The following is an 18,955-nucleotide window of genomic DNA, read 5'->3' as shown; positions in this document are numbered from 1 at the left end:
TATTCTATTATCCAATTAGAATGCCGAGAAATCTTAATGAACGTTAATGTTTTGTTTCGAATTTATAATGTTTGCTAAATTGACATCAAAATTAAAATCAATGGAAAAAATTAGATGTGCGTGGTGCGGAACAGATGAATTGTATCAGAAGTATCACGATGAGGAATGGGGAAGATTGGTAACTGATGATGCAACAATGTTTGAGTTTCTGATTCTCGAAAGTTTCCAGGCGGGATTAAGTTGGATTACAATTCTTAGAAAAAGAGAAACTTTCAGAAAAGCATTTGATAATTTCGATTATAAGAAGATTGCAAAATATAACGAAGACAAAATCGAAGAACTGATGCAAGACACAGGAATCGTAAGAAACCGATTAAAAGTAAATGCATCCATTTCCAATGCGCAGAAGTTTATGGAACTTCAGAAAGAGTTTGGAAGTTTTTATAATTACATCTCAACATTCACAGGTGGAAACCGAATTGTTAACACTTGGAAAGTTCATACGGAAGCACCAGCTACGACAGAATTGTCTGATGTCATTAGCAAAGATTTGAAGAAAAGAGGATTCAAATTTCTGGGTTCAACAGTTATCTATTCTCACCTGCAGGCAACGGGAATCGTAGATGACCATATTGAAAGTTGTTTTGTACGGAATACAATTTAACAATGAAAAAATGTAACAATTTACCAATGCGTACTAATTGTTGGATTGATAAATTGTTACATTTAAAAGATTGTGTCTACTTAATAATTCTATCAAGAACCCATTCTATCATCATTTTCTCTGATGCGTGGTGGTCGCTTGCAAATTCGCCACGTCTTCTGTTGGCGATAACGCAGTTCACCGTGATTGCTTTGTGTCCTAAAAGTTTTGACAATCCATAGATTGCAGAAGTTTCCATCTCAAAGTTCGAAACACCTAGGTTATTCAAGGTTTCAAGGAATTTATCATCCAAAGCTTTCAATCTCAACTGGCGGCCTTGAGGTGCATAGAATCCAGGGAAGGTCGCCGTGTTTCCTCTGTATTTTGCATCCGCATAATAATCAGCAATATCTTCCGCCCAATCTGAGAAATACAGCATTGGCTTGATTTTCTCGTAAGGAAATTTTTCCAAGAAATTTTTACTGAATTCATTCTCAAATTTATAATCCTGATAAAAATGAAGAAGTCCGTCAAGACCAACTACATTTTCTGTAACCAGCATATTGTTGACTTCGATGTCTGGATTCACACTTCCACAAGTTCCCATACGGAAAAGTTCCAGCGACTTATGCTCTTTTTTGAATTCCTTTTCCTTCAAATCGATGTTGACCAAAGCATCCAATTCGTTCATCACGATATCGATATTCTCTGTCCCGATTCCTGTTGACATTACGGTAATTCTCTCGCCACGCAAAGTTCCTGTGTGTGTATAGAATTCTCTTTTGTTCTTTTTGATATCGATCGTGTCAAAATATTTGGACACTTTCGGAACTCTGTCCGGGTCGCCTACAAGAAGTACTTTGTCTGCAAGGTCTTCCGGAAGAAGATTCAGGTGGTACACACTTCCGTCGTCATTAAGGACCAATTCGGAATCTGCTAATTTATTAATCATATTATATATAATTTTATATTTAAAGTTTAAGGTTCAAAGTTTAAAGCCTAAAACTTAGAACTATAAACATTGAACTGATTTTACCCTCCGACACGTTTGGTTTTGTAACCCATATCTTTTAAGATAGTCATTATTTTGTCGCGGTTGTCGCCTTGTATGATGATGACACCATCTTTTTCTGAGCCACCGATTCCCAATTTGGTTTTGATTTTTTTCGAGATCTCTTTCAAGCCTTCGTCATTGCCTTCCCAGCCTTCGATCAGGGTAACTGGTTTCCCGTTTCTGCCTTTCTTCTCGAATTTGCACACCAAAGGTTCTTTCTGTTTGAAGTTCTCCTTCGCTTCATCAGGCATTTCAAAATCCTGCTCTTCGTGTTCGGGGAAAAGGTTTTTTAGTTGGTCTCTCAAGTCCATTTTATCTGTTTAAAAAAGGGTCTTAAAGTTAAACATATTTGTCGATTGGCAAAAAATAAGTTGAGAAATTGTTTTGGAGGTTTTTGTTTTATGGAAAATCATAAAAATATTTTGAAAGATGTTTTTATATTTGAAAAGCTGTTGGAGTTAAAATAATTATTTAATTTTAACTAAGAGATATGCTAAAAAATAATATTAAAATTTTGCTTTAATCATACAATATTTAATAATTCATTAAAATAAATCTAATAATATGGAACTCGATAAATTTATATCAGAAACAATACAAGCAATTATAAAATCAATAAATGATACTTCAGAATATGCTGAAAAAAATGGGGCAATTATAAATCCTATTTTTTTAGAAAGTGATGATGATTATGATCATAAAACAACTATTTGGAGAAAAGATAAACAAGATGGACGTAGGGCATTGACAAAACTTGATTTTGATATTGCTGTTACTGTGTCAAATGAAAATAATAATAAAATTGGGGGAGGTATAAAGGTTCAAGTTTTAAACTTAGGAGCTTCTACTTCTGATAAAGATTCGAATCAGACTTCTAGCAGAATAAAATTTAGTTTGAATGTAGCTTTTCCACATCAGGGAACAAATTAATTTTATAACTAAAGAAATACTTTCCTCGAATTAAAAAAAACAATCCCTAAAAATTCCCCAATCCCCATTCCATTTCGTAAATTTGTAGTAACAAAACAAAATTAAAAATGTCAAAGAAAGCAATTCTTGCAATACTAGATGGCTGGGGAATCGGACCAAATCCTGCAGTTTCAGCCATTGCTCAGGCCAACACGCCTTTTATGGATTATGCCCTTAAAACTTTTCCCAATACAACGCTTGAAGCAAGCGGATTAGCAGTTGGTTTGCCAGCCGGACAAATGGGGAACTCGGAAGTGGGGCATATGAATCTTGGTGCCGGTAGAGTCGTTTACCAAAACCTTGTAAAACTGAATATGGCTGTGGAAAACGGAAGTCTTGGAAAAGAACAAGTTATCCAAGAAGCTTTCGAATATGCTAAAGCCAACAACAAAAAAGTACATTTCATCGGATTGGTTTCCAATGGTGGTGTGCATTCTCATATCAATCATTTGAAAGGATTATTGACAGCGGCACACGATTTTGGATTTACAGAAAATGTTTTTGTTCACGCTTTCACAGACGGACGTGACTGTGACCCGAAGTCTGGAAAAGGTTTCATCGAGGATTTGTTGGATCATATGAAATCCACAACAGGGAAATTGGCTTCAGTTATCGGTCGTTATTATGCGATGGACAGAGATAAGCGTTGGGAACGTGTAAAGCTGGCTTATGACCTTTTGGCAAATGGTGTTGGTGCAGAAACCAAAGACTTTGTTCAGTCTATTCAGGAGTCATACGATCAGGATGTTACCGATGAGTTCATCAAACCAATTGTCGGTGTTCAGAATCATTTCCCTATTGCAAAGATCGAAGACCACGATGTAGTGATTTGTTTCAATTTCCGTACAGACAGGGGGCGTGAGATTACAGAAGTGCTTTCTCAGCAGGATTTTCCAGAGTATGGAATGAAGAAGCTGGACTTGTATTATGTGACATTGACCAATTATGATAAAACGTTTCAGAATGTAAAAGTTGTTTTTGATGAGAATGTTCTTCAGAAAACAATGGGAGAAGTTTTGGAATCTGCCGGAAAATCCCAAATCAGAATTGCTGAAACTGAGAAATATCCGCACGTGACATTCTTCTTCTCAGGTGGTCGCGAAGCGGAATTTGTACAGGAAAGACGTTTGCTTTGTCCAAGCCCGAAAGATGTTCCGACTTACGATTTGAAACCGGAAATGTCAGCTTATGATATTACCAATGCCATCGTTCCGGAATTGGAAAAAGAATCTGCGGATTTCATTTGCCTAAACTTTGCGAACACAGATATGGTTGGACACACAGGTGTCTTCTCAGCAGCGGTAAAAGCGGCAGAAGTTGTGGATTCTTGCATCCAAAAAGTGGCGACTACGGCTTACGAGCACGGATATGCGGTTTTCATCTTGGCAGACCACGGAAATTCTGATGTAATGATAAATCCGGATGGCTCTCCAAACACACAACACTCTACGAATTTGGTTCCGTTCATTGTTATGGATAAAGACCATACTTGGAATTTGACACCAGGAAAATTGGGTGATGTAGCGCCAACAATTCTGAAAGTTATGGGCGTAGATATTCCTGAGGAAATGACTGGAAATATTCTTGCCAACTAAAAGTACAAACATAAAATTAAAATAGGAAAGTCGGTTTTTTACCGACTTTTTTAATATTTGGTGTAAATTAGATTCGTTAATTCATAAATGGATATGTTTCGCAGATTTTTTTTCTGTTGTTTTTTGGCTGCTAGTCTTGTTTTTGGACAGAATACTTTGTCCAATGATAATGATTATAACAAAAAGAAAAGTGAAGAACTGGCTTCTTTGGCGGTTTCTTATTTTAAAAATAATGACCTTAAAAAATCGACAGAATTACTTTTCAAGGCCAAAGAATATGCAGAGAAAACCGATGATTATGCGCTGATTGCAAGAATGAACGGTTCAATCGCTCATCAATATGTCCAGTTGAACCTTAATGATAAAGCTAAATTCTATCTTGATAACGCAATCAAACAAATCAACAGGCTACCGGAAGGTGACAAGAAAAAACTGCTGAAAACCTTGTCTTATCTGGAAATAGGAAACATTGATTTTGATGAAGAGAATTATCAAAAAGCCAGTGACTATTACAAGAGATCTCTCCGCGAGATTGAATTGGTCAAAAATCCTGATGAACAATCGATTTATCATCACAGACGCTCGCTTTACAATATCGGGAATTCCTATTATTATATCAAAAATGATTCGGCGGAGATCTATCTGAACAAAGCTTTGGCTATCAAGAGCAATTACAATAAGGAAATTAATTATTTCATTTACAATGCTTTGTCTCAGGTTTATGCCGGCAGAAAAGAATATCAAAGAGCGATTGATACTTTGAAAATCGTCCTGAAGCACAAAAATGATCTGGATACGCGCCTGCTTTCGGATGTCTATTACAATCTTTCGCAGGATTACAAAGCTTTGAATGACCAATATCAATATTCTCTTTACAATGAGGAATTTATAAAACTCAACAGAAGCATCAGAGAAAGCGAGATGAAGGCCATTTCGTCCGCTATCAATGCAGAACAAAAAGATTACAAAGATGCGATTTCTGATGCCGACAGTTCCAAGAAAAATATTGTGATTATTTCAACTGCTTTTGTTTTTGTTTTGGCTTGCGCCATCATCTTTTTGCTTTACCGAAGGAAAAAGGAAAGAAAGGTTTTCGAGAATATTATTACTAAACTCGAATCTGATAAAATCATTTCAGCTGAAAACAAATTGGAACCTGCAGTAGAAGTTCAAAAAGATTCACCTGTGCAGATTCCTAATTCTGTAGAACAAGACATATTGGAAAAGCTTCAAAAATTTGAAGAGTCAGAAAAATTTACCAATTCAAAGTTGACGATTGCAAGTCTTGCACTCCAACTCAAAACCAATACAAGCTATCTTTCAGAGGTTATTAATAAATACAAAGGCAAGAATTTCAATACTTATATTAATGAGATGAGAATCGCTTACATCTGTCAGAAAATTTATAACCATAAGGAATATCAGAATTATAAAATAAGTTATCTGGCAGAGGAATGCGGATTCGCTTCACACAGTTCTTTTGCGACCGTTTTCCGAAATATTACAGGAATTTCACCTTCTGTTTTCATTCGGGAAGCTTCTAAAAATCAATCTTCATAATATCTAGATTTTGTATTCAAAATGTTGATTTATAATGCTTTGAGTTGTTGTTTGTTGTTTCAAAATCAAGGATTTCAAAAGTATTATAGTTGGATTTACCGATATTGTAACATAGTTTAGCATCCCATAATTATAATATGTTTTTTATGAAGAAAAATTTGATTTTTTTGATGATGATGTCCGGAGTGATGTCTTTTTCTCAAAACTGCAATTATGGCGTTGCATCAGATGGCATTGCAAATGGAGAAAATATCTCGACAGGCGGAACCTACGAATATACATCGGCTTCGGATTTTGACGTGGAATTTGGAAAGATCCTGACTGTGAACAATGTGAAATTCAATGCGCTGAAAGGAACGGCTGACCTTAGTTATGTTAATATTTATTTCTACGCGGACAATGCTGGAAAACCCGGAAGTTTGATCAAGTCTTTTGAAAATATAGTTCCTGCCTCTCAGACCTTAAAATATACGCTTGAAAATATTTCAGCTTATGAGATCGATGTGAACTTACCTTCAACATTTGATTTGCCAAAAGGAAAATACTATTTATCCGTGCAAGGAAATCCGGGAGATGAAACCGCTGCAAGCTGGGAAATTACCAAAGAAGCAACAACCAAGTTAGGTAGATTCGATTTTTCAAAATTTGGTTCTGAAGATTGGTTTGGAGGCTTTTCTTACTATGACCACGTTTTTCAAGTTTCGGGAATTTGTTCTTCAACCGGAGAAACTCAGCCTGATTACGGAACACCGACCAGTCAAGGAAATATAGGGAACAATCACGAGACAGGTGGCAGTATGCCGGGAAGGTCGTTGGCAGATGATATCATTGTTCCGGATAATACTAAATTCACGCTCACAAACTTTAAAATCTCAACGCTGCAATTAGGTAATATCAGGAATGCAACAATCAATATCAGAAGTTCTGTAGATGATGTACCAGGAGAGATTCTTTATTCCTTTGAGAACATCGGTCCAAAAACAGAGAATTATTTTGGATATTGGGCGGTTCCGGGTTATCCGTTGGATGTTGTTGCGGTAGATTTGGATTTTGAACTTCCTCAGGCTGTTGAGCTGTCTGCCGGTAAATATTTTGTTGAGGTGAAAGCAACTCAGGTTCCGTTCACAGATTATCTGCGTTGGGAAGCAACATCTCATTCAGGGATTGGCAGTGATTCCTTTACATCTTATGACGATGGAGAAACCTGGGAGTCTAATGAAGGGTATAATTTCGTTTTTAATGCAATTGGGTTCTCAAGGTCTTCTTTAGCTGTGAATGATGTTGATAAAAATAACTTCGGTTTCTATCCAAATCCTGTAAAAGATGAATTGACGATCGTCTCTAAAAATGAAGCCAGCAGAATTTCAATCTATAATTCCGCAGGGCAATTGGTGAAAGATTCTGAAATAAAAAACAACAAGGTGAATGTTTCTGATTTGAGCATCGGAAATTATATTGGAAAGATCACTTTGAAAAATGGGCAGACACAAACAATAAAAGTTATTAAAAAGTAAAAATATCTTCATTTTTTAAGTTTAACTAAATCCTATTCAAATGATTAAAAATCTGCTGAATAGGATTTTTGTATTGAATTAATTTAACTTTGAATAATTTTAAAAATGGCTTATTAAATTGTTGGGCAGAAAATGAATTTCAATGGATGTTATCTCATTCTAATATTTCGTATATTTGCAACCAATTTTTAGTAACTATTTAGCCAAAACCAGATGATAAAAAGTAATAAAAAATTAGCAATTGATTTCGACGGAACTATCGTAGATGATGCATATCCAGGAATTGGAAAGGCAAAAGTTTTTGCTTTCGATACTTTGAAAAAACTACAAGGAGAGGGTTATCGTTTGATTCTTTGGACTTACCGTCACGGCAAATCTTTGGAAGATGCTGTAGAATTTTGCAGAAAAAATGGACTAGAATTTTACGCCGTTAACTCAAGCTTTGAAGGAGAGATCTTCGATTCTGAAACGCAGTCAAGAAAAATTGATGCAGACCTTTTTATCGATGACAGGAACCTTGGTGGGTTCCCAGGTTGGGGAGAGATCTATCAGATTATCAATGAAAGAATCGAGTTCCAAGTAGCTGGAGGTGAGGTTCATGCCTACTCCAAAATGAAAAAAGAAAAGAAAAGAGGATTATTCTGGTAACAGAATAGAAATTAGAAGTTGGATATTAGAAATTAGATTTTCTAGAGTGCTCGTGTGTTCGTCTAACTTCTGACATCTAACTTCTAACATCTAAATAAAATAATGATTCAACTCAAAACAATAGAGGAGCTTCGGTTGATGAAGCAAAGCGCAAGATTGGTTTCCCAGACTTTGGGGATGTTGGCAAAAGAAATCAAACCGGGTGTTACGACACTTTATCTTGACAAATTGGCTTACGATTTTATAAAAGACCATGGTGCAGAACCAGCATTTCTTGGTTATGGAGGTTTTCCTGCATCACTTTGTATCTCTCCGAATGACCAGGTCGTTCACGGAATCCCGAATGCTGAACCTATTAAAGAAGGGACTATTCTTTCTGTGGATTGTGGCGTTTTCTGGAACGGATTTGTTGGCGACCATGCTTATACTTTTGAAGTAGGGGAAGTTTCTGATGAGGTCAAAAAACTATTGAGAGTTACAAAAGAATCTTTGTATAAAGGCATTGAGCAGTGTGTGAGGGGAAAGCGTGTTGGGGATATTTCCAACGCAATCCAGAAACACTGTGAGAAAGAAGGTTATGGCGTTGTCCGTGAGTTAGTTGGACACGGTGTTGGAAGACAAATGCACGAAGACCCTCAAGTTCCGAACTACGGGAAACCTGGAAGCGGAAAAGTTCTGAAAGACGGAATTTGTTTGGCTATCGAACCAATGATAAACCTTGGGACCGAGAAAGTGAAATTCCATAATGATGGATGGACTGTTACGACACTTGATAATCAACCGTCTGCACACTTTGAGCACGATGTTTGTGTTTATAATGGTAAGCCGGTTTTACTTTCAACATACGATTATATTTATGAAGCTTTAGGAATTAAATCTGACGAAGAGAAAGCTTTCCAGGTTGATTTTTAGTCAATGAAAAAATTAACCAAATTTTTGCTCAATAAAATCCCGAGACCAATGCTTATCAACCTAAGCATTTTTCTGCGTCCGCTGATTGTTCTTTTTTTCAAAGGAAATAATTTCACCGATCCGATTGACGGAAAATCTTACCGTAAATTCCTGCCTTATGGTTACGGAAAGCAACGGGCAAATGCGTTGTCTCCTGGAACTTTATCATTAGAAAGACACCGTCAAATCTGGCTTTACCTTCAAAATGAAACCAATTTTTTTACTGATCAATCAAAAGTTCTTCATATCGCTCCGGAGCAGGAATTTCTAAGAAAATTCAAAAAGATGAAGAACCTGGATTACACTTCTGCCGATCTGTTTTCGCCGATTGTGGATGTGAAAGCCGATATTCTTGATTTGCCTTTTGAAGATAATAGTTTTGATGTTATTATCTGCAATCATGTTTTGGAGCATATTGTGGATGACAGAAAAGCAATGTCCGAACTTTACCGCGTGATGAAATCCGGAGGTTGGGGGATTCTACAAGTTCCTATGAAAAATTCTCTGGAAAAAACTTACGAAGATTTCACAATCACAGACCCGAAACAACGTCAAAAACATTTTGGACAGTACGACCACGTTCGCTGGTACGGAATGGATTATTTTGACCGTTTAAAAAGTGTTGGTTTTGATGCTGATATCAATTTTTATTCTCAAAAATTCTCTGAGGCTGATATCAAAAGATTTGGTCTTAATAAAAATGAGATTCTTCCTGTTGTGAGGAAAAACTAATATTCTCAACAGATTTATCCATCATTGTTTTTTGATGTAATATCTTGAAATCAGATTGTTTTATAAGCTGATTTACTGGACTGCATATTTGAGAAATATAAATTAATGTACAGAAATAATTCTAATTGATTCCATGAGTTTATTTTCATTAATGATAGTTTTATTTTAAAAAATATTACATTTTCACAATTCTACCTATTTGATAAAATTCTGAAGTCCGTTTTTAAATGTAAAATTGGTAAGTTATTCTGTAATTCTGGTAACTGTTTTTTAATAGAGAGAAATTACTTCTGCGTCATTAAATCTACTAATTAAAATTAATTTAAAAAAGCTGTCGAAAATTCGACTCATGATCAATTATTAATTTCTTATTCAAACATTTGTTTGATATAATTATGTTAAATATTCTTTAAAATTATTTTTTAACTTATTGGATATCAATAATAATAGTTTTTCTTGATTATATTTGATAGATTTTATTATTAATTACATAACGTGTAATTTGTATTTAATCAATAAATTTGAACGTTTGTTTGAAAATATATCTAAAAAATAAGTATTTATGAGGAATATTGCGCTTAGCTTTTTTGTTGTTTTAGGTCTTTTGACATCTTGTTCAAAGTCTGAAAATAAAGATGACAAAAAAGAGTTGCCGCCACAACCATATCAATATATCGTTGCGAAAAGTGGCCCGGCTGAGAATCTTACCCAATATCCGGCAAGATTGGAAGGGGTAGAAAATGTAGAAATCCGTCCAAAAATTGACGGTTTCGTGGAAAGAATTTATGTAGATGAAGGCAGCCAGGTTAAGAAAGGTCAGCTATTGTTCCTTATCAGAAATCCACAATATGAGCAGTCTGTATTAGCTGCTCAGGCAACGGTTAACAGTGCAAGAGCGCAGGTTGCAACAGCCCAGATGCAAGTGACAAAAACCAAACCTTTGGTTGATAAAAAAATCATTTCTGCTTACGAATTACAATCTGCAGAATTGGCACTTCTGTCTGCAAAAGCTGCTTTGGCAGAGACTCAAGCTCAATTGACCAACGCTCAGGTTAATCAGGGTTATACAAAATTGTTCAGCCCTGTCAGCGGCGTTGTTGGAACACTGCCTTACAAAGCCGGAAGCTATATTAGTGCAAGTACAGCACAACCTTTGACGACCGTTTCCAATGTTTCAAAGATATTCGCTTATTTTTCTATTAATGAGAAACAACAACTGGAGTTTTTCAAACACGCAACTGGTGCTACGATTCAGGAAAAAATTAAGAATTCTCCTTTGGTAGATTTGGTTCTTTCTGACGGAAGCAAATACGATGAAAAAGGAAAAATCGAATCTATCAGTGGATTGGTTGACCCAAACACTGGTTCGTTTTCTATGAGAGCAACTTTTCCAAACAGCAAAGGCCTTTTGAGAAGTGGTTACAGTGCAACAGTTCAGATGCCTAATAGTTTAGAAGATGTTATCATTATTCCTCAGGCCGCAACTTACGAAATGCAGGGTAAAGTTTTGGTTTATCTGATTGGAACAGATAACAAAGTGAAATCTACAGAAATCAAAGTAGAGAGTCTTCCGGACGGATTGACTTATGCCGTGACTTCCGGCCTTAAACAAGGCGACAAAGTTGTTGTAGAAGGCATCGGACTTTTAAAAGACGATGCGCAAGTGGTTCCAGAAGAAACGACTTTGCAAAACGTCATTGATAGAAAATAGTCTTCTAAATTATTTTATTAATGTCAAAAGTGAGAATCTGAAAGCTTTCGATTTTGAAAGTCTTTTATCATTCATCTTTTTTCCTTTATTCTAAAAAATATGTTTAAAAAATTTATAGAACGTCCGGTATTGTCCACTGTAATTTCCATTATCATCGTGATTCTCGGTGTCTTGGGAATCGTGACTTTACCGATTTCACAATATCCGGATATTGCCCCGCCAACGGTAGTTGTAAGCGCAAGTTATCAAGGTGCTAATGCCGATGTGATCCTAAAAAGTGTGATTGTTCCGCTAGAAGAGCAAATCAATGGGGTAGAAGGAATGACCTATATGACCTCTACTGCTACTAATGATGGTTCTGGTTCGGTAACGATTTACTTCAAACAAGGTGTTGACCCAGATATTGCTGCGGTTAACGTACAGAACAGGGTTTCCAGAGCGACGCCTTTGTTGCCTGCGGAGGTTACAAGAGCCGGAGTTACAACAACCAAAAGGCAAAGTTCCAATGTATTGATTTTCTCGCTTTATAGTGAGAATCCAAATTATGATATGACCTTCCTCCAAAATTATACCAACATCAATATTGTTCCTCAAATCAAAAGGGTAACCGGCGTTGGTGATGTTACGGTTTTTGGTACAAAAGATTATTCGATAAGAATTTGGTTAGACCCAAATAAAATGGCGTCTTACGGATTAGTTCCTTCTGATATCAATACAGTTTTAGCTGAACAGAATATCGAAGCGGCACCAGGAAGTTTAGGCGATGAAAGTAACGAAAGTTTCCGTTATACCTTAAAATATAAAGGGCGATTGACAGAAATCCCTGAATTTGATAATATCATTCTAAAAGCTACCGAGAACGGACAAACTTTAAAACTTAAAGATGTTGCCAGAGTAGAATTGGGTGCGCAGGATTATACTGGAACCAGTGTTACAGACGGCCATCCATCGATTGGTATGGCAGTCGCACAAACTGCAGGTTCCAATGCACAGGATGTAATTAACCAATCCATTGCGGTTTTGGACAAAGCACAGGAATCTTTTCCAAAAGGTGTAAAATATGTGGCGTTAGTTAATGCCAATGACTTTTTGGATGCATCAATCGAGAAAGTAATTCACACCTTGTTTGAGGCGTTTATTCTTGTATTCATCGTGGTTTTCTTATTCTTACAGGATTGGCGTTCGACGATGATTCCGGCAATATCGGTTCCGGTGGCGATTGTTGGGACATTTTTCTTTTTGAGTATTTTTGGATTTACCATTAATTTATTGACGCTTTTCGCATTGATTTTGGCGGTAGGAATTGTGGTCGATGATGCGATTGTAGTTGTAGAAGCCGTTCACAGTAAGCTGGAGCAAGGAGAAAAATCTCCGTTAAGAGCTTCTATAAATGCGATGGACGAAATCAGTGGTGCGATTATCAGTATCACATTGGTAATGGCAGCGGTTTTCATTCCGGTAAGTTTTATCTCTGGTTCTGCTGGGGTATTTTACAAGCAATTTGGTTTAACATTAGCGATTTCGATTATATTGTCCGCCGTCAATGCATTGACATTAAGTCCTGCTTTGTGTGCGATTTTCCTTAAACCGCATTCTCACGAAGAAAAGAATAAGAATTTCTTGCAGAGGTTTTTTACCAATTTCAACATCATTTTCGATGCGATGGTAAAACGTTATTCGAGAGGGATTTTATTTTTACTGAGAAAGAAGTGGATGGCTTTCGCTGGTCTGGCTTTATTTGCCGGAATCTTTGTTTGGTTAATGAATACCACACCGAAATCCTTCGTTCCAAGTGAAGATATGGGAGGAATTTTTATGGATATCTCGCTTCCGATCGGTTCCAATGAAAACAGAACGAGAGAAGTTCTTGCAAAAGTTGAAAAAATTGTTGAAAAACAACCTGAGGTTCTTCACATTTTCAAAGTTTCTGGTCGAGGTATGATAAGTGGAAGTGGTTCCAATAACGGAATGCTGATTGTAAAACTGAAAGACTGGAAAGACAGAACCAAAAAAGGCGAGGATCTGCAATCGTTTGTGGCAAAAATGTACAAATTGACTGCCGATATCAAAGATGCAAAAATGACATTCTTCGGAAGGCCAACTTTGCAAGGTTTTGGTAATGCTGCAGGTTTCGAGATGCAGATTCAGGACCAGAAAGGTGGAAGCATTGCCGATTTGACCAAAGTGACAAATGATTTCATAGATAAAATGAATCAGCAGCCGGATATCCAGAGAACTTTCACATCATTCAACCCGAATTATCCTCAATATATGATTGATATTGATATTCCTGCTGCAAAGGCTGCTGGATTCTCTGTCTCAGATATCTTGGGAACAATGCAGGGTTATTATGGTGGAGTTTATTCTTCGAATGTCAATTTGTTCGGAAAACAATACCGTGTGATTTACCAAGCGCCATTTGAAAATAGAGAAAATCTGGAAAGTTTCAATATGATTCAGATTCGAAATTCTAATGGAGAAATGGCACCGTTGAATAGATTTATCACAGCAAAAAGAGTGTACGGACCACAAGCAATTGGCCGTTTCAACTTATTTACAGCAATTTCTCTTAACGGAACACCAAATCCTGGCTTCTCTTCCGGAGATGCTATTAATACGGTTGAAAGAGTGGCAAAAGAAACCTTACCACAAGGTTACGGTTACGAATTTTCCGGTTTGACGAGAGAGGAAGTTACTGCAGGAGGACAAACTGTTTACATCTTTATTTTATGTTGCGTCTTCGTTTATTTCCTTTTGGCAGCACAGTATGAGAGTTACATTTTACCATTTGCAGTAATGTTATCGTTGCCGGTTGGTTTGGCTGGGGTAATGATGTTCAGTGCGTGGATTGGTGGTTCTAATAATATTTATACGCAGATCTCTCTCATTATGTTAATTGGACTCTTGGCGAAGAATGCGATTTTGATCGTAGAATTTGCCCTGGATGCGAGGAAGAAAGGTTACACAATTGCACACTCAGCGATCAGTGGAGCGAAACAAAGACTTCGTCCGATTTTGATGACATCGTTCGCGTTCATTTTTGGATTGATTCCATTAGCGATCTCAACCGGAGCTGGAGCTGTCGGGAACCAATCGATTGGTATTGGTGCAATTGGGGGAATGTTATTCGGAACGATTTTCGGCGTGTTCTTTATTCCGATTTTATTTGCGGTATTTATGTATCTGCAGGAAAAAGTGAGTGGTAAAAAAGACCTTGAAAAATATGAAGGAGAGCTTAGCGAATAACCTAAATTAAAAGTAACAATGAAAATTAAAATCATAAATTTAGTTCTATTGGCTGGTATTGCTGGTTTCTTTTACTCTTGTAAAGTAACAGATACTTATCAGGATCCGCAGGTAGAACAAAGCAGGCAGGATAATCTTTTCCGCCAGAAAACAAACAACGACAGTACGTCTGTGGCTAATCTAGCTTGGAATCAGATTTTTACTGACGAGAAATTACAGAATATAATTAATAAAACCATTCAGAATAACCTTGATTTAAAAGTTGCTATTGCAAGAATTCAAGAAGCCAGTGCGGTTTTCAAACAATCAGAATTACAGAATCTTCCAAGTCTGGATGTGACTGCTTCGGCGACTGAGACAAAAAATAGTGCTGCAGCACAAGGCGGTAATTTTGTAATGCCGGATCTGTTAGTTTACAGGTTGGGGCTTTCTACAGGTTGGGAAGTGGATATCTGGGGAAGAATCAAATCTCTGAAAAGGTCTGCTTATGCAGGATTTCTTCAGACCGATGCGGCTAAACGTGCTGTTCAGACACAAATGGTAGCACAAGTTGCGACTTTGTATTATCAGTTGATTTCTTTGGATAAACAATTAGAAATTACAAAACAAACCATTGAACTTCGCAAGAAAGATGTTGAGACGGTGCAGGCATTGATGGACGCGGCTTATCTTACCGGCGCAGATTTGGAACAAAGCAAGGCTAATCTTTATTCGGCACAGTTGTCGGTTCCGGATTTGGAGTTACAGATTCAACAAGCGGAAAATTCCTTAAGTATTTTAATGAATGACAATCCGCAATCTATTGAGCGAAACTCTATTGATTCTCAGGTAATTTATACTGACCTTAAAACAGGCGTACCTGTTTCGTTATTGAAAAACCGCCCCGATGTTCAGGCGGCTGAACTCACTTTCCGCCAGGCATTCGAAAACAAAAACATGGCAATGGCGCAGGTTTATCCTACGTTGAGTATCACGGGAACTTTGGGATTGTCATCCAGAACTTTGGAAAATTTCTTTACCAATTCTTTATTCTACACTGCAGCAGGAACTTTGACGCAGAATATTTTCCAAATGGGAAGCAGAAAAGCGCAAGTCAGAATAATGGAAGCTCGTAAAATGCAGGCTTATTATACATTCGAAAAGACTCTGTTGACAGCAGGTTCCGAGGTTTCTAATTCACTATTATCTTACCAGAAAGCGAAAGAAAAAGAATCAACAAGACAGCTTCAGATCCAGTCTTTGGAAAAAGCAGTGGAGTACAACAAAGAGTTGTTAACCTATTCATCTAATACAAATTACGTGAATGTTTTAACTTCCGAACAGTCATTGTTGGCAGCGAAATTAGCCGGCGTTAATGATAAACTTCAACAACTTCAAGCTGTTACCGAATTTTACCGAGCGCTTGGTGGCGGACAGTTTTAAACACTAAATTTTTACTTATTATATTTAAAACCTGACATTCTTGTTAGGTTTTTCTTTTATTTAATATAGATCTTATCAAAAAAATCAGTAGTTTGGTAAAACTAAAAAAATAAAGTATGAGCAAATTTTCAATCGAATCTTTTGTAAACGAAACAAAAGAAAATCCACAGGAAAAAGACTATTTCGAACTCGAAAAACCAGAACTTCTGGAAATTAATCTGAACAATCAGGCTGTTTGGACCAAGGCTGGCAGTATGGTCGGTTATGTTGGTAACATCAATTTTGAAAGACAAGGGATGCTTTCTGGCGGACTTGGAAATCTTCTGAAAAAAGCAATTTCCGGCGAAGGAACCAAGCTGATGAAAGCCGAAGGTTCAGGAAGGCTTTACGTGGCTGATAATGGCAAAAAAGTAAGAATCCTGCACCTTAACAACGAGTCTATCTCAGTCAACGGAAATGACGTTCTTGCCCACGATCAAAGCATCAAAAGCGACATCAAAATGCTGAAAAGCATCGCAGGCGTTATGGCGGGCGGACTTTTCCAAGTGAAACTCAGCGGAACCGGTCACATCGCAATCACAACCCACGGGCATCCATTGACACTTCTGGTAACACCAGACGCACCGGTTTTCACAGACCCAAATGCGACAGTTGCCTGGTCCGGAAACCTGACACCAGAACTGAAAACCAACGTTTCCCTGAAAAGCCTTATTGGAAGAGGAAGCGGAGAAGAATTCCAGATGAAATTCTCGGGCAACGGCTGGGTGCTCATCCAACCTTATGAGGAAGTTTATGTCGTAGCTGGCAAGTAATTCGAGGCAGTTAAAATATTTAGGAGCTTGATCCCGCTATCCACTATTACTCCTCGCACAGCCGCCATTTCCAAGGCTTGCTGTGGGGTAACCGTTACTATCGGGGCTAAAAATGAAAACCTCAGAGAAATTTTCTCTGAGGTTTTCATTTTGGAACTTGTCATCATTCGGGATAGATTGCTACATTTGTGAGGTAATCTTCACAAATTATGAAAAAAATCGTACTATTCTTATTTCTGTGTTTGTCTGTTCTGTCTTATTCGCAGGACAATTATGTCAATTCAATTACAAAAAAACAACAGTTTCTGAATCTTTCAGGAAAACCGCTCACAGATAAGTTTACCAATATGAAATCTGTGAAAGTGGTGTATGATTATGCTGCAAAAAAATTATATTTTTTCAATAGTACGAGGTATACTTATCATTACGATTTCTGTTCGCAGGTTTTAGGTTTTAATGAAGATATAGGTGAGTTCAACAAGCAATCATATAATGAGACCAGTAAGCGGACTTATCTTCTTGCGAATATCAATTATCTTGAAAATTCTGATGATTGGATAATGGAGCTTGCTGCATCTGATGAGATGAATGCCGGACTGATCAATTTCTTTTTTAATGAGGTCAACAAGAATGTCTACTTCAAAGATAAACTTAAGTTTTATTTAAATTCGCCACACGCCATTCTCCTTAATTCAAAAAAAGAACTGAAAGTCCCAACTGTTCTTTCTGATTTTATTTTCAAAAGAATTACGCAACAATCTATTGAAAATGCTTCCGGTATTGGGATCCTCAAAAAATATGATTTGCAGAAAAAAGAGGATTTTAATCCAAAGTCTAACGAAATTATTATCATCAATACGACTCCGGAATTCATCCCCTCTGTAAGAGGAATTATTATTACAGAGCTTCAGACACCTTTGAGCCATTTGGTCTTATTAGCGAAAAACAGAAATATTCCGGTGTATGTGGATACAAAAGTTTGGGATAAGCAATCTGTCAATAATCTTTTAGGGAAGAAAGTGGAATTGATTACGAAGGAAAGTTCTTATTCACTGAAAGCTTCACAGAAACCAATTCCGGCAAAAAAAGCTGTCAAAGAAATAGTTCTGAAAAGGGATTTTTCTGTGACAGATTTGGTTGATCTGGAAACAGGAACTCCAGTAAATATCGTTAATTCAATCGGTTCAAAGGCAACTAATCTGGGTCTTTTAAAACAGATCCAGAAAGAAATGAAATCTTTCAAAACACCCGAATATGCTTTTGCGATTCCGTTTTATTATTTTAATGAACATATCAAGGAAAACGACCTTCAAAACAAAATCAATGCGCTGTATGCCATCCCGAAAGATTCTGTAAAGCTTTTGGAAAAAGAATTGAAAGCGTTTAGAAAAACAGTCAAAAATTCAAAAGTGAATCCCGAACTTCTAAAGAAAGTCGAAGAAAAACTAAATGCTCAAAGTGATTTCAAAAATTTCAGATTCCGTTCTTCTACCAATGCGGAAGATATGGAAGGTTTCAATGGAGCAGGACTTTATGATTCTAAAACGGCAGTCATCGGCGATTCAGTTAAGACCGTGGAAAAGGCCATTCTGGATGTTTGGTCGAGTTTCTGGAATTTCCGTGCGTTTCAGGAAAGAGATTTGTTCGGAATCAATCATGAGAGTTGTGCTATGGGAGTTTTGGTCCATCGCTCATTTCCGGATGAGAAAGCCAACGGGGTCTTGATTACAAGAAATATGTACCGTGACAGATATGCAGGGATTACTGTGAATGTCCAATTAGGCGAAGAGTCAGTCGTGAAGCCTGAACCTAATGTAACCTGCGACGAATTTTATGGTCATAATTTCAACGGATTTGGTTCATTTGTGGTAGATTATCGTTCCACTTCAAGTCTTAATAATGGGAAACCGATTCTCAATGAAACGGAGATCAAGAAACTTTTTGATCTGTCTCCAACTTTGGAAAGGAAGCTTAATAACCTTTGGCAGAAACGGAAAATGGTAAAACGAACTTATCCTTTAGACATCGAATTCAAATATCTGGGCGATAAAAAACAGCTTTACATAAAACAGGCAAGAGCTTATATGGATTAATGAGA

At 37.0% G+C, this 18,955-nt stretch carries 15 protein-coding genes; 13 read left to right on the top strand and 2 right to left on the bottom strand.

Going from position 1 to position 18,955, the window contains the following annotated elements; translation table 11 throughout:
• Positions 1-100 precede the first annotated feature (100 nt).
• Positions 101-664, top strand: coding sequence for a DNA-3-methyladenine glycosylase I (locus tag BLT30_RS08255; RefSeq protein ID WP_089873715.1), 564 nt, complete (start codon positions 101-103; stop codon positions 662-664).
• Positions 665-740: 76 nt separating this feature from the next.
• On the opposite strand, the gene BLT30_RS08250 is transcribed toward BLT30_RS08255, so the two are convergent.
• Complete coding sequence (locus BLT30_RS08250) at positions 741-1,595, bottom strand: nucleoside phosphorylase (RefSeq protein ID WP_089873109.1); 855 nt, start codon at positions 1,593-1,595, stop codon at positions 741-743.
• Between the two features lie 80 nt (positions 1,596-1,675).
• Entirely contained in the window at positions 1,676-2,008 is a 333-nt protein-coding gene (locus tag BLT30_RS08245) for a translation initiation factor (protein ID WP_089873108.1), read from the bottom strand.
• A gap of 253 nt (positions 2,009-2,261) precedes the next feature.
• On the opposite strand from BLT30_RS08245, the gene BLT30_RS08240 reads away from it, so the two are divergent.
• The 12 genes from BLT30_RS08240 to BLT30_RS08185 all read left to right on the top strand — a co-directional run bounded on the left by BLT30_RS08240 (position 2,262) and on the right by BLT30_RS08185 (position 18,950).
• A complete protein-coding gene (locus BLT30_RS08240) occupies positions 2,262-2,627 on the top strand; it encodes a hypothetical protein (protein WP_089873107.1) in 366 nt (121 codons plus the stop codon).
• 107 nt (positions 2,628-2,734) lie between these two features.
• Positions 2,735-4,261, top strand: coding sequence for a 2,3-bisphosphoglycerate-independent phosphoglycerate mutase (gene gpmI, locus BLT30_RS08235; RefSeq protein WP_089873106.1), 1,527 nt, complete (start codon positions 2,735-2,737; stop codon positions 4,259-4,261).
• Between the two features lie 93 nt (positions 4,262-4,354).
• Positions 4,355-5,821, top strand: a complete 1,467-nt coding sequence (locus BLT30_RS08230; protein ID WP_175487160.1) for a helix-turn-helix domain-containing protein — start codon at positions 4,355-4,357, stop codon at positions 5,819-5,821.
• Between the two features lie 146 nt (positions 5,822-5,967).
• The gene (locus BLT30_RS08225) at positions 5,968-7,335 is read left to right on the top strand and encodes a T9SS type A sorting domain-containing protein (RefSeq protein ID WP_175487159.1); all 1,368 of its coding nucleotides are present in this window, start codon (positions 5,968-5,970) and stop codon (positions 7,333-7,335) included.
• A gap of 216 nt (positions 7,336-7,551) precedes the next feature.
• Positions 7,552-7,983: a BT0820 family HAD-type phosphatase gene (locus BLT30_RS08220; protein ID WP_089873714.1), complete on the top strand. Its 432-nt coding sequence runs from the start codon at positions 7,552-7,554 to the stop codon at positions 7,981-7,983.
• Positions 7,984-8,085: 102 nt separating this feature from the next.
• Complete coding sequence (map, locus tag BLT30_RS08215; RefSeq protein WP_089873103.1) at positions 8,086-8,895, top strand: type I methionyl aminopeptidase; 810 nt, start codon at positions 8,086-8,088, stop codon at positions 8,893-8,895.
• A 3-nt stretch (positions 8,896-8,898) separates the two neighbouring features.
• Entirely contained in the window at positions 8,899-9,666 is a 768-nt protein-coding gene (locus BLT30_RS08210; RefSeq protein WP_089873102.1) for a class I SAM-dependent methyltransferase, read from the top strand.
• 562 nt (positions 9,667-10,228) lie between these two features.
• On the top strand, positions 10,229-11,377 hold the full coding sequence (locus BLT30_RS08205) for an efflux RND transporter periplasmic adaptor subunit (RefSeq protein ID WP_089873101.1): 1,149 nt from the start codon (positions 10,229-10,231) through the stop codon (positions 11,375-11,377).
• A 99-nt stretch (positions 11,378-11,476) separates the two neighbouring features.
• A complete protein-coding gene (locus tag BLT30_RS08200) occupies positions 11,477-14,623 on the top strand; it encodes an efflux RND transporter permease subunit (protein WP_089873100.1) in 3,147 nt (1,048 codons plus the stop codon).
• A gap of 18 nt (positions 14,624-14,641) precedes the next feature.
• Positions 14,642-16,045, top strand: a complete 1,404-nt coding sequence (locus BLT30_RS08195; protein ID WP_089873099.1) for an efflux transporter outer membrane subunit — start codon at positions 14,642-14,644, stop codon at positions 16,043-16,045.
• Positions 16,046-16,161: 116 nt separating this feature from the next.
• Positions 16,162-16,857: an AIM24 family protein gene (locus BLT30_RS08190; RefSeq protein ID WP_027385018.1), complete on the top strand. Its 696-nt coding sequence runs from the start codon at positions 16,162-16,164 to the stop codon at positions 16,855-16,857.
• Between the two features lie 209 nt (positions 16,858-17,066).
• Positions 17,067-18,950: a PEP/pyruvate-binding domain-containing protein gene (locus tag BLT30_RS08185; RefSeq protein WP_089873098.1), complete on the top strand. Its 1,884-nt coding sequence runs from the start codon at positions 17,067-17,069 to the stop codon at positions 18,948-18,950.
• Positions 18,951-18,955: the final 5 nt, after the last annotated feature.

Source organism: Epilithonimonas hungarica (assembly GCF_900102265.1).
In the GTDB taxonomy this organism is placed as follows: Bacteria; Bacteroidota; Bacteroidia; order Flavobacteriales; family Weeksellaceae; genus Epilithonimonas; species Epilithonimonas hungarica.
The sequence above is the reverse complement of the archived record's forward strand: the minus strand, read 5'-3'. Positions and strand labels throughout refer to the sequence as shown.

Bases quoted from the DNA above. Each gene is read 5' to 3' on its own strand.
- BLT30_RS08255 (WP_089873715.1), top strand. From the start codon at position 101: ATGGAAAAAATTAGATGTGCGTGGTGCGGAACAGATGAATTGTATCAG.
- BLT30_RS08250 (WP_089873109.1), bottom strand. From the start codon at position 1,595: ATGATTAATAAATTAGCAGATTCCGAATTGGTCCTTAATGACGACGGA.
- BLT30_RS08245 (WP_089873108.1), bottom strand. From the start codon at position 2,008: ATGGACTTGAGAGACCAACTAAAAAACCTTTTCCCCGAACACGAAGAG.
- BLT30_RS08240 (WP_089873107.1), top strand. From the start codon at position 2,262: ATGGAACTCGATAAATTTATATCAGAAACAATACAAGCAATTATAAAA.
- gpmI (WP_089873106.1), top strand. From the start codon at position 2,735: ATGTCAAAGAAAGCAATTCTTGCAATACTAGATGGCTGGGGAATCGGA.
- BLT30_RS08230 (WP_175487160.1), top strand. From the start codon at position 4,355: ATGTTTCGCAGATTTTTTTTCTGTTGTTTTTTGGCTGCTAGTCTTGTT.
- BLT30_RS08225 (WP_175487159.1), top strand. From the start codon at position 5,968: ATGAAGAAAAATTTGATTTTTTTGATGATGATGTCCGGAGTGATGTCT.
- map (WP_089873103.1), top strand. From the start codon at position 8,086: ATGATTCAACTCAAAACAATAGAGGAGCTTCGGTTGATGAAGCAAAGC.
- BLT30_RS08210 (WP_089873102.1), top strand. From the start codon at position 8,899: ATGAAAAAATTAACCAAATTTTTGCTCAATAAAATCCCGAGACCAATG.
- BLT30_RS08205 (WP_089873101.1), top strand. From the start codon at position 10,229: ATGAGGAATATTGCGCTTAGCTTTTTTGTTGTTTTAGGTCTTTTGACA.
- BLT30_RS08200 (WP_089873100.1), top strand. From the start codon at position 11,477: ATGTTTAAAAAATTTATAGAACGTCCGGTATTGTCCACTGTAATTTCC.
- BLT30_RS08195 (WP_089873099.1), top strand. From the start codon at position 14,642: ATGAAAATTAAAATCATAAATTTAGTTCTATTGGCTGGTATTGCTGGT.
- BLT30_RS08190 (WP_027385018.1), top strand. From the start codon at position 16,162: ATGAGCAAATTTTCAATCGAATCTTTTGTAAACGAAACAAAAGAAAAT.
- BLT30_RS08185 (WP_089873098.1), top strand. From the start codon at position 17,067: ATGAAAAAAATCGTACTATTCTTATTTCTGTGTTTGTCTGTTCTGTCT.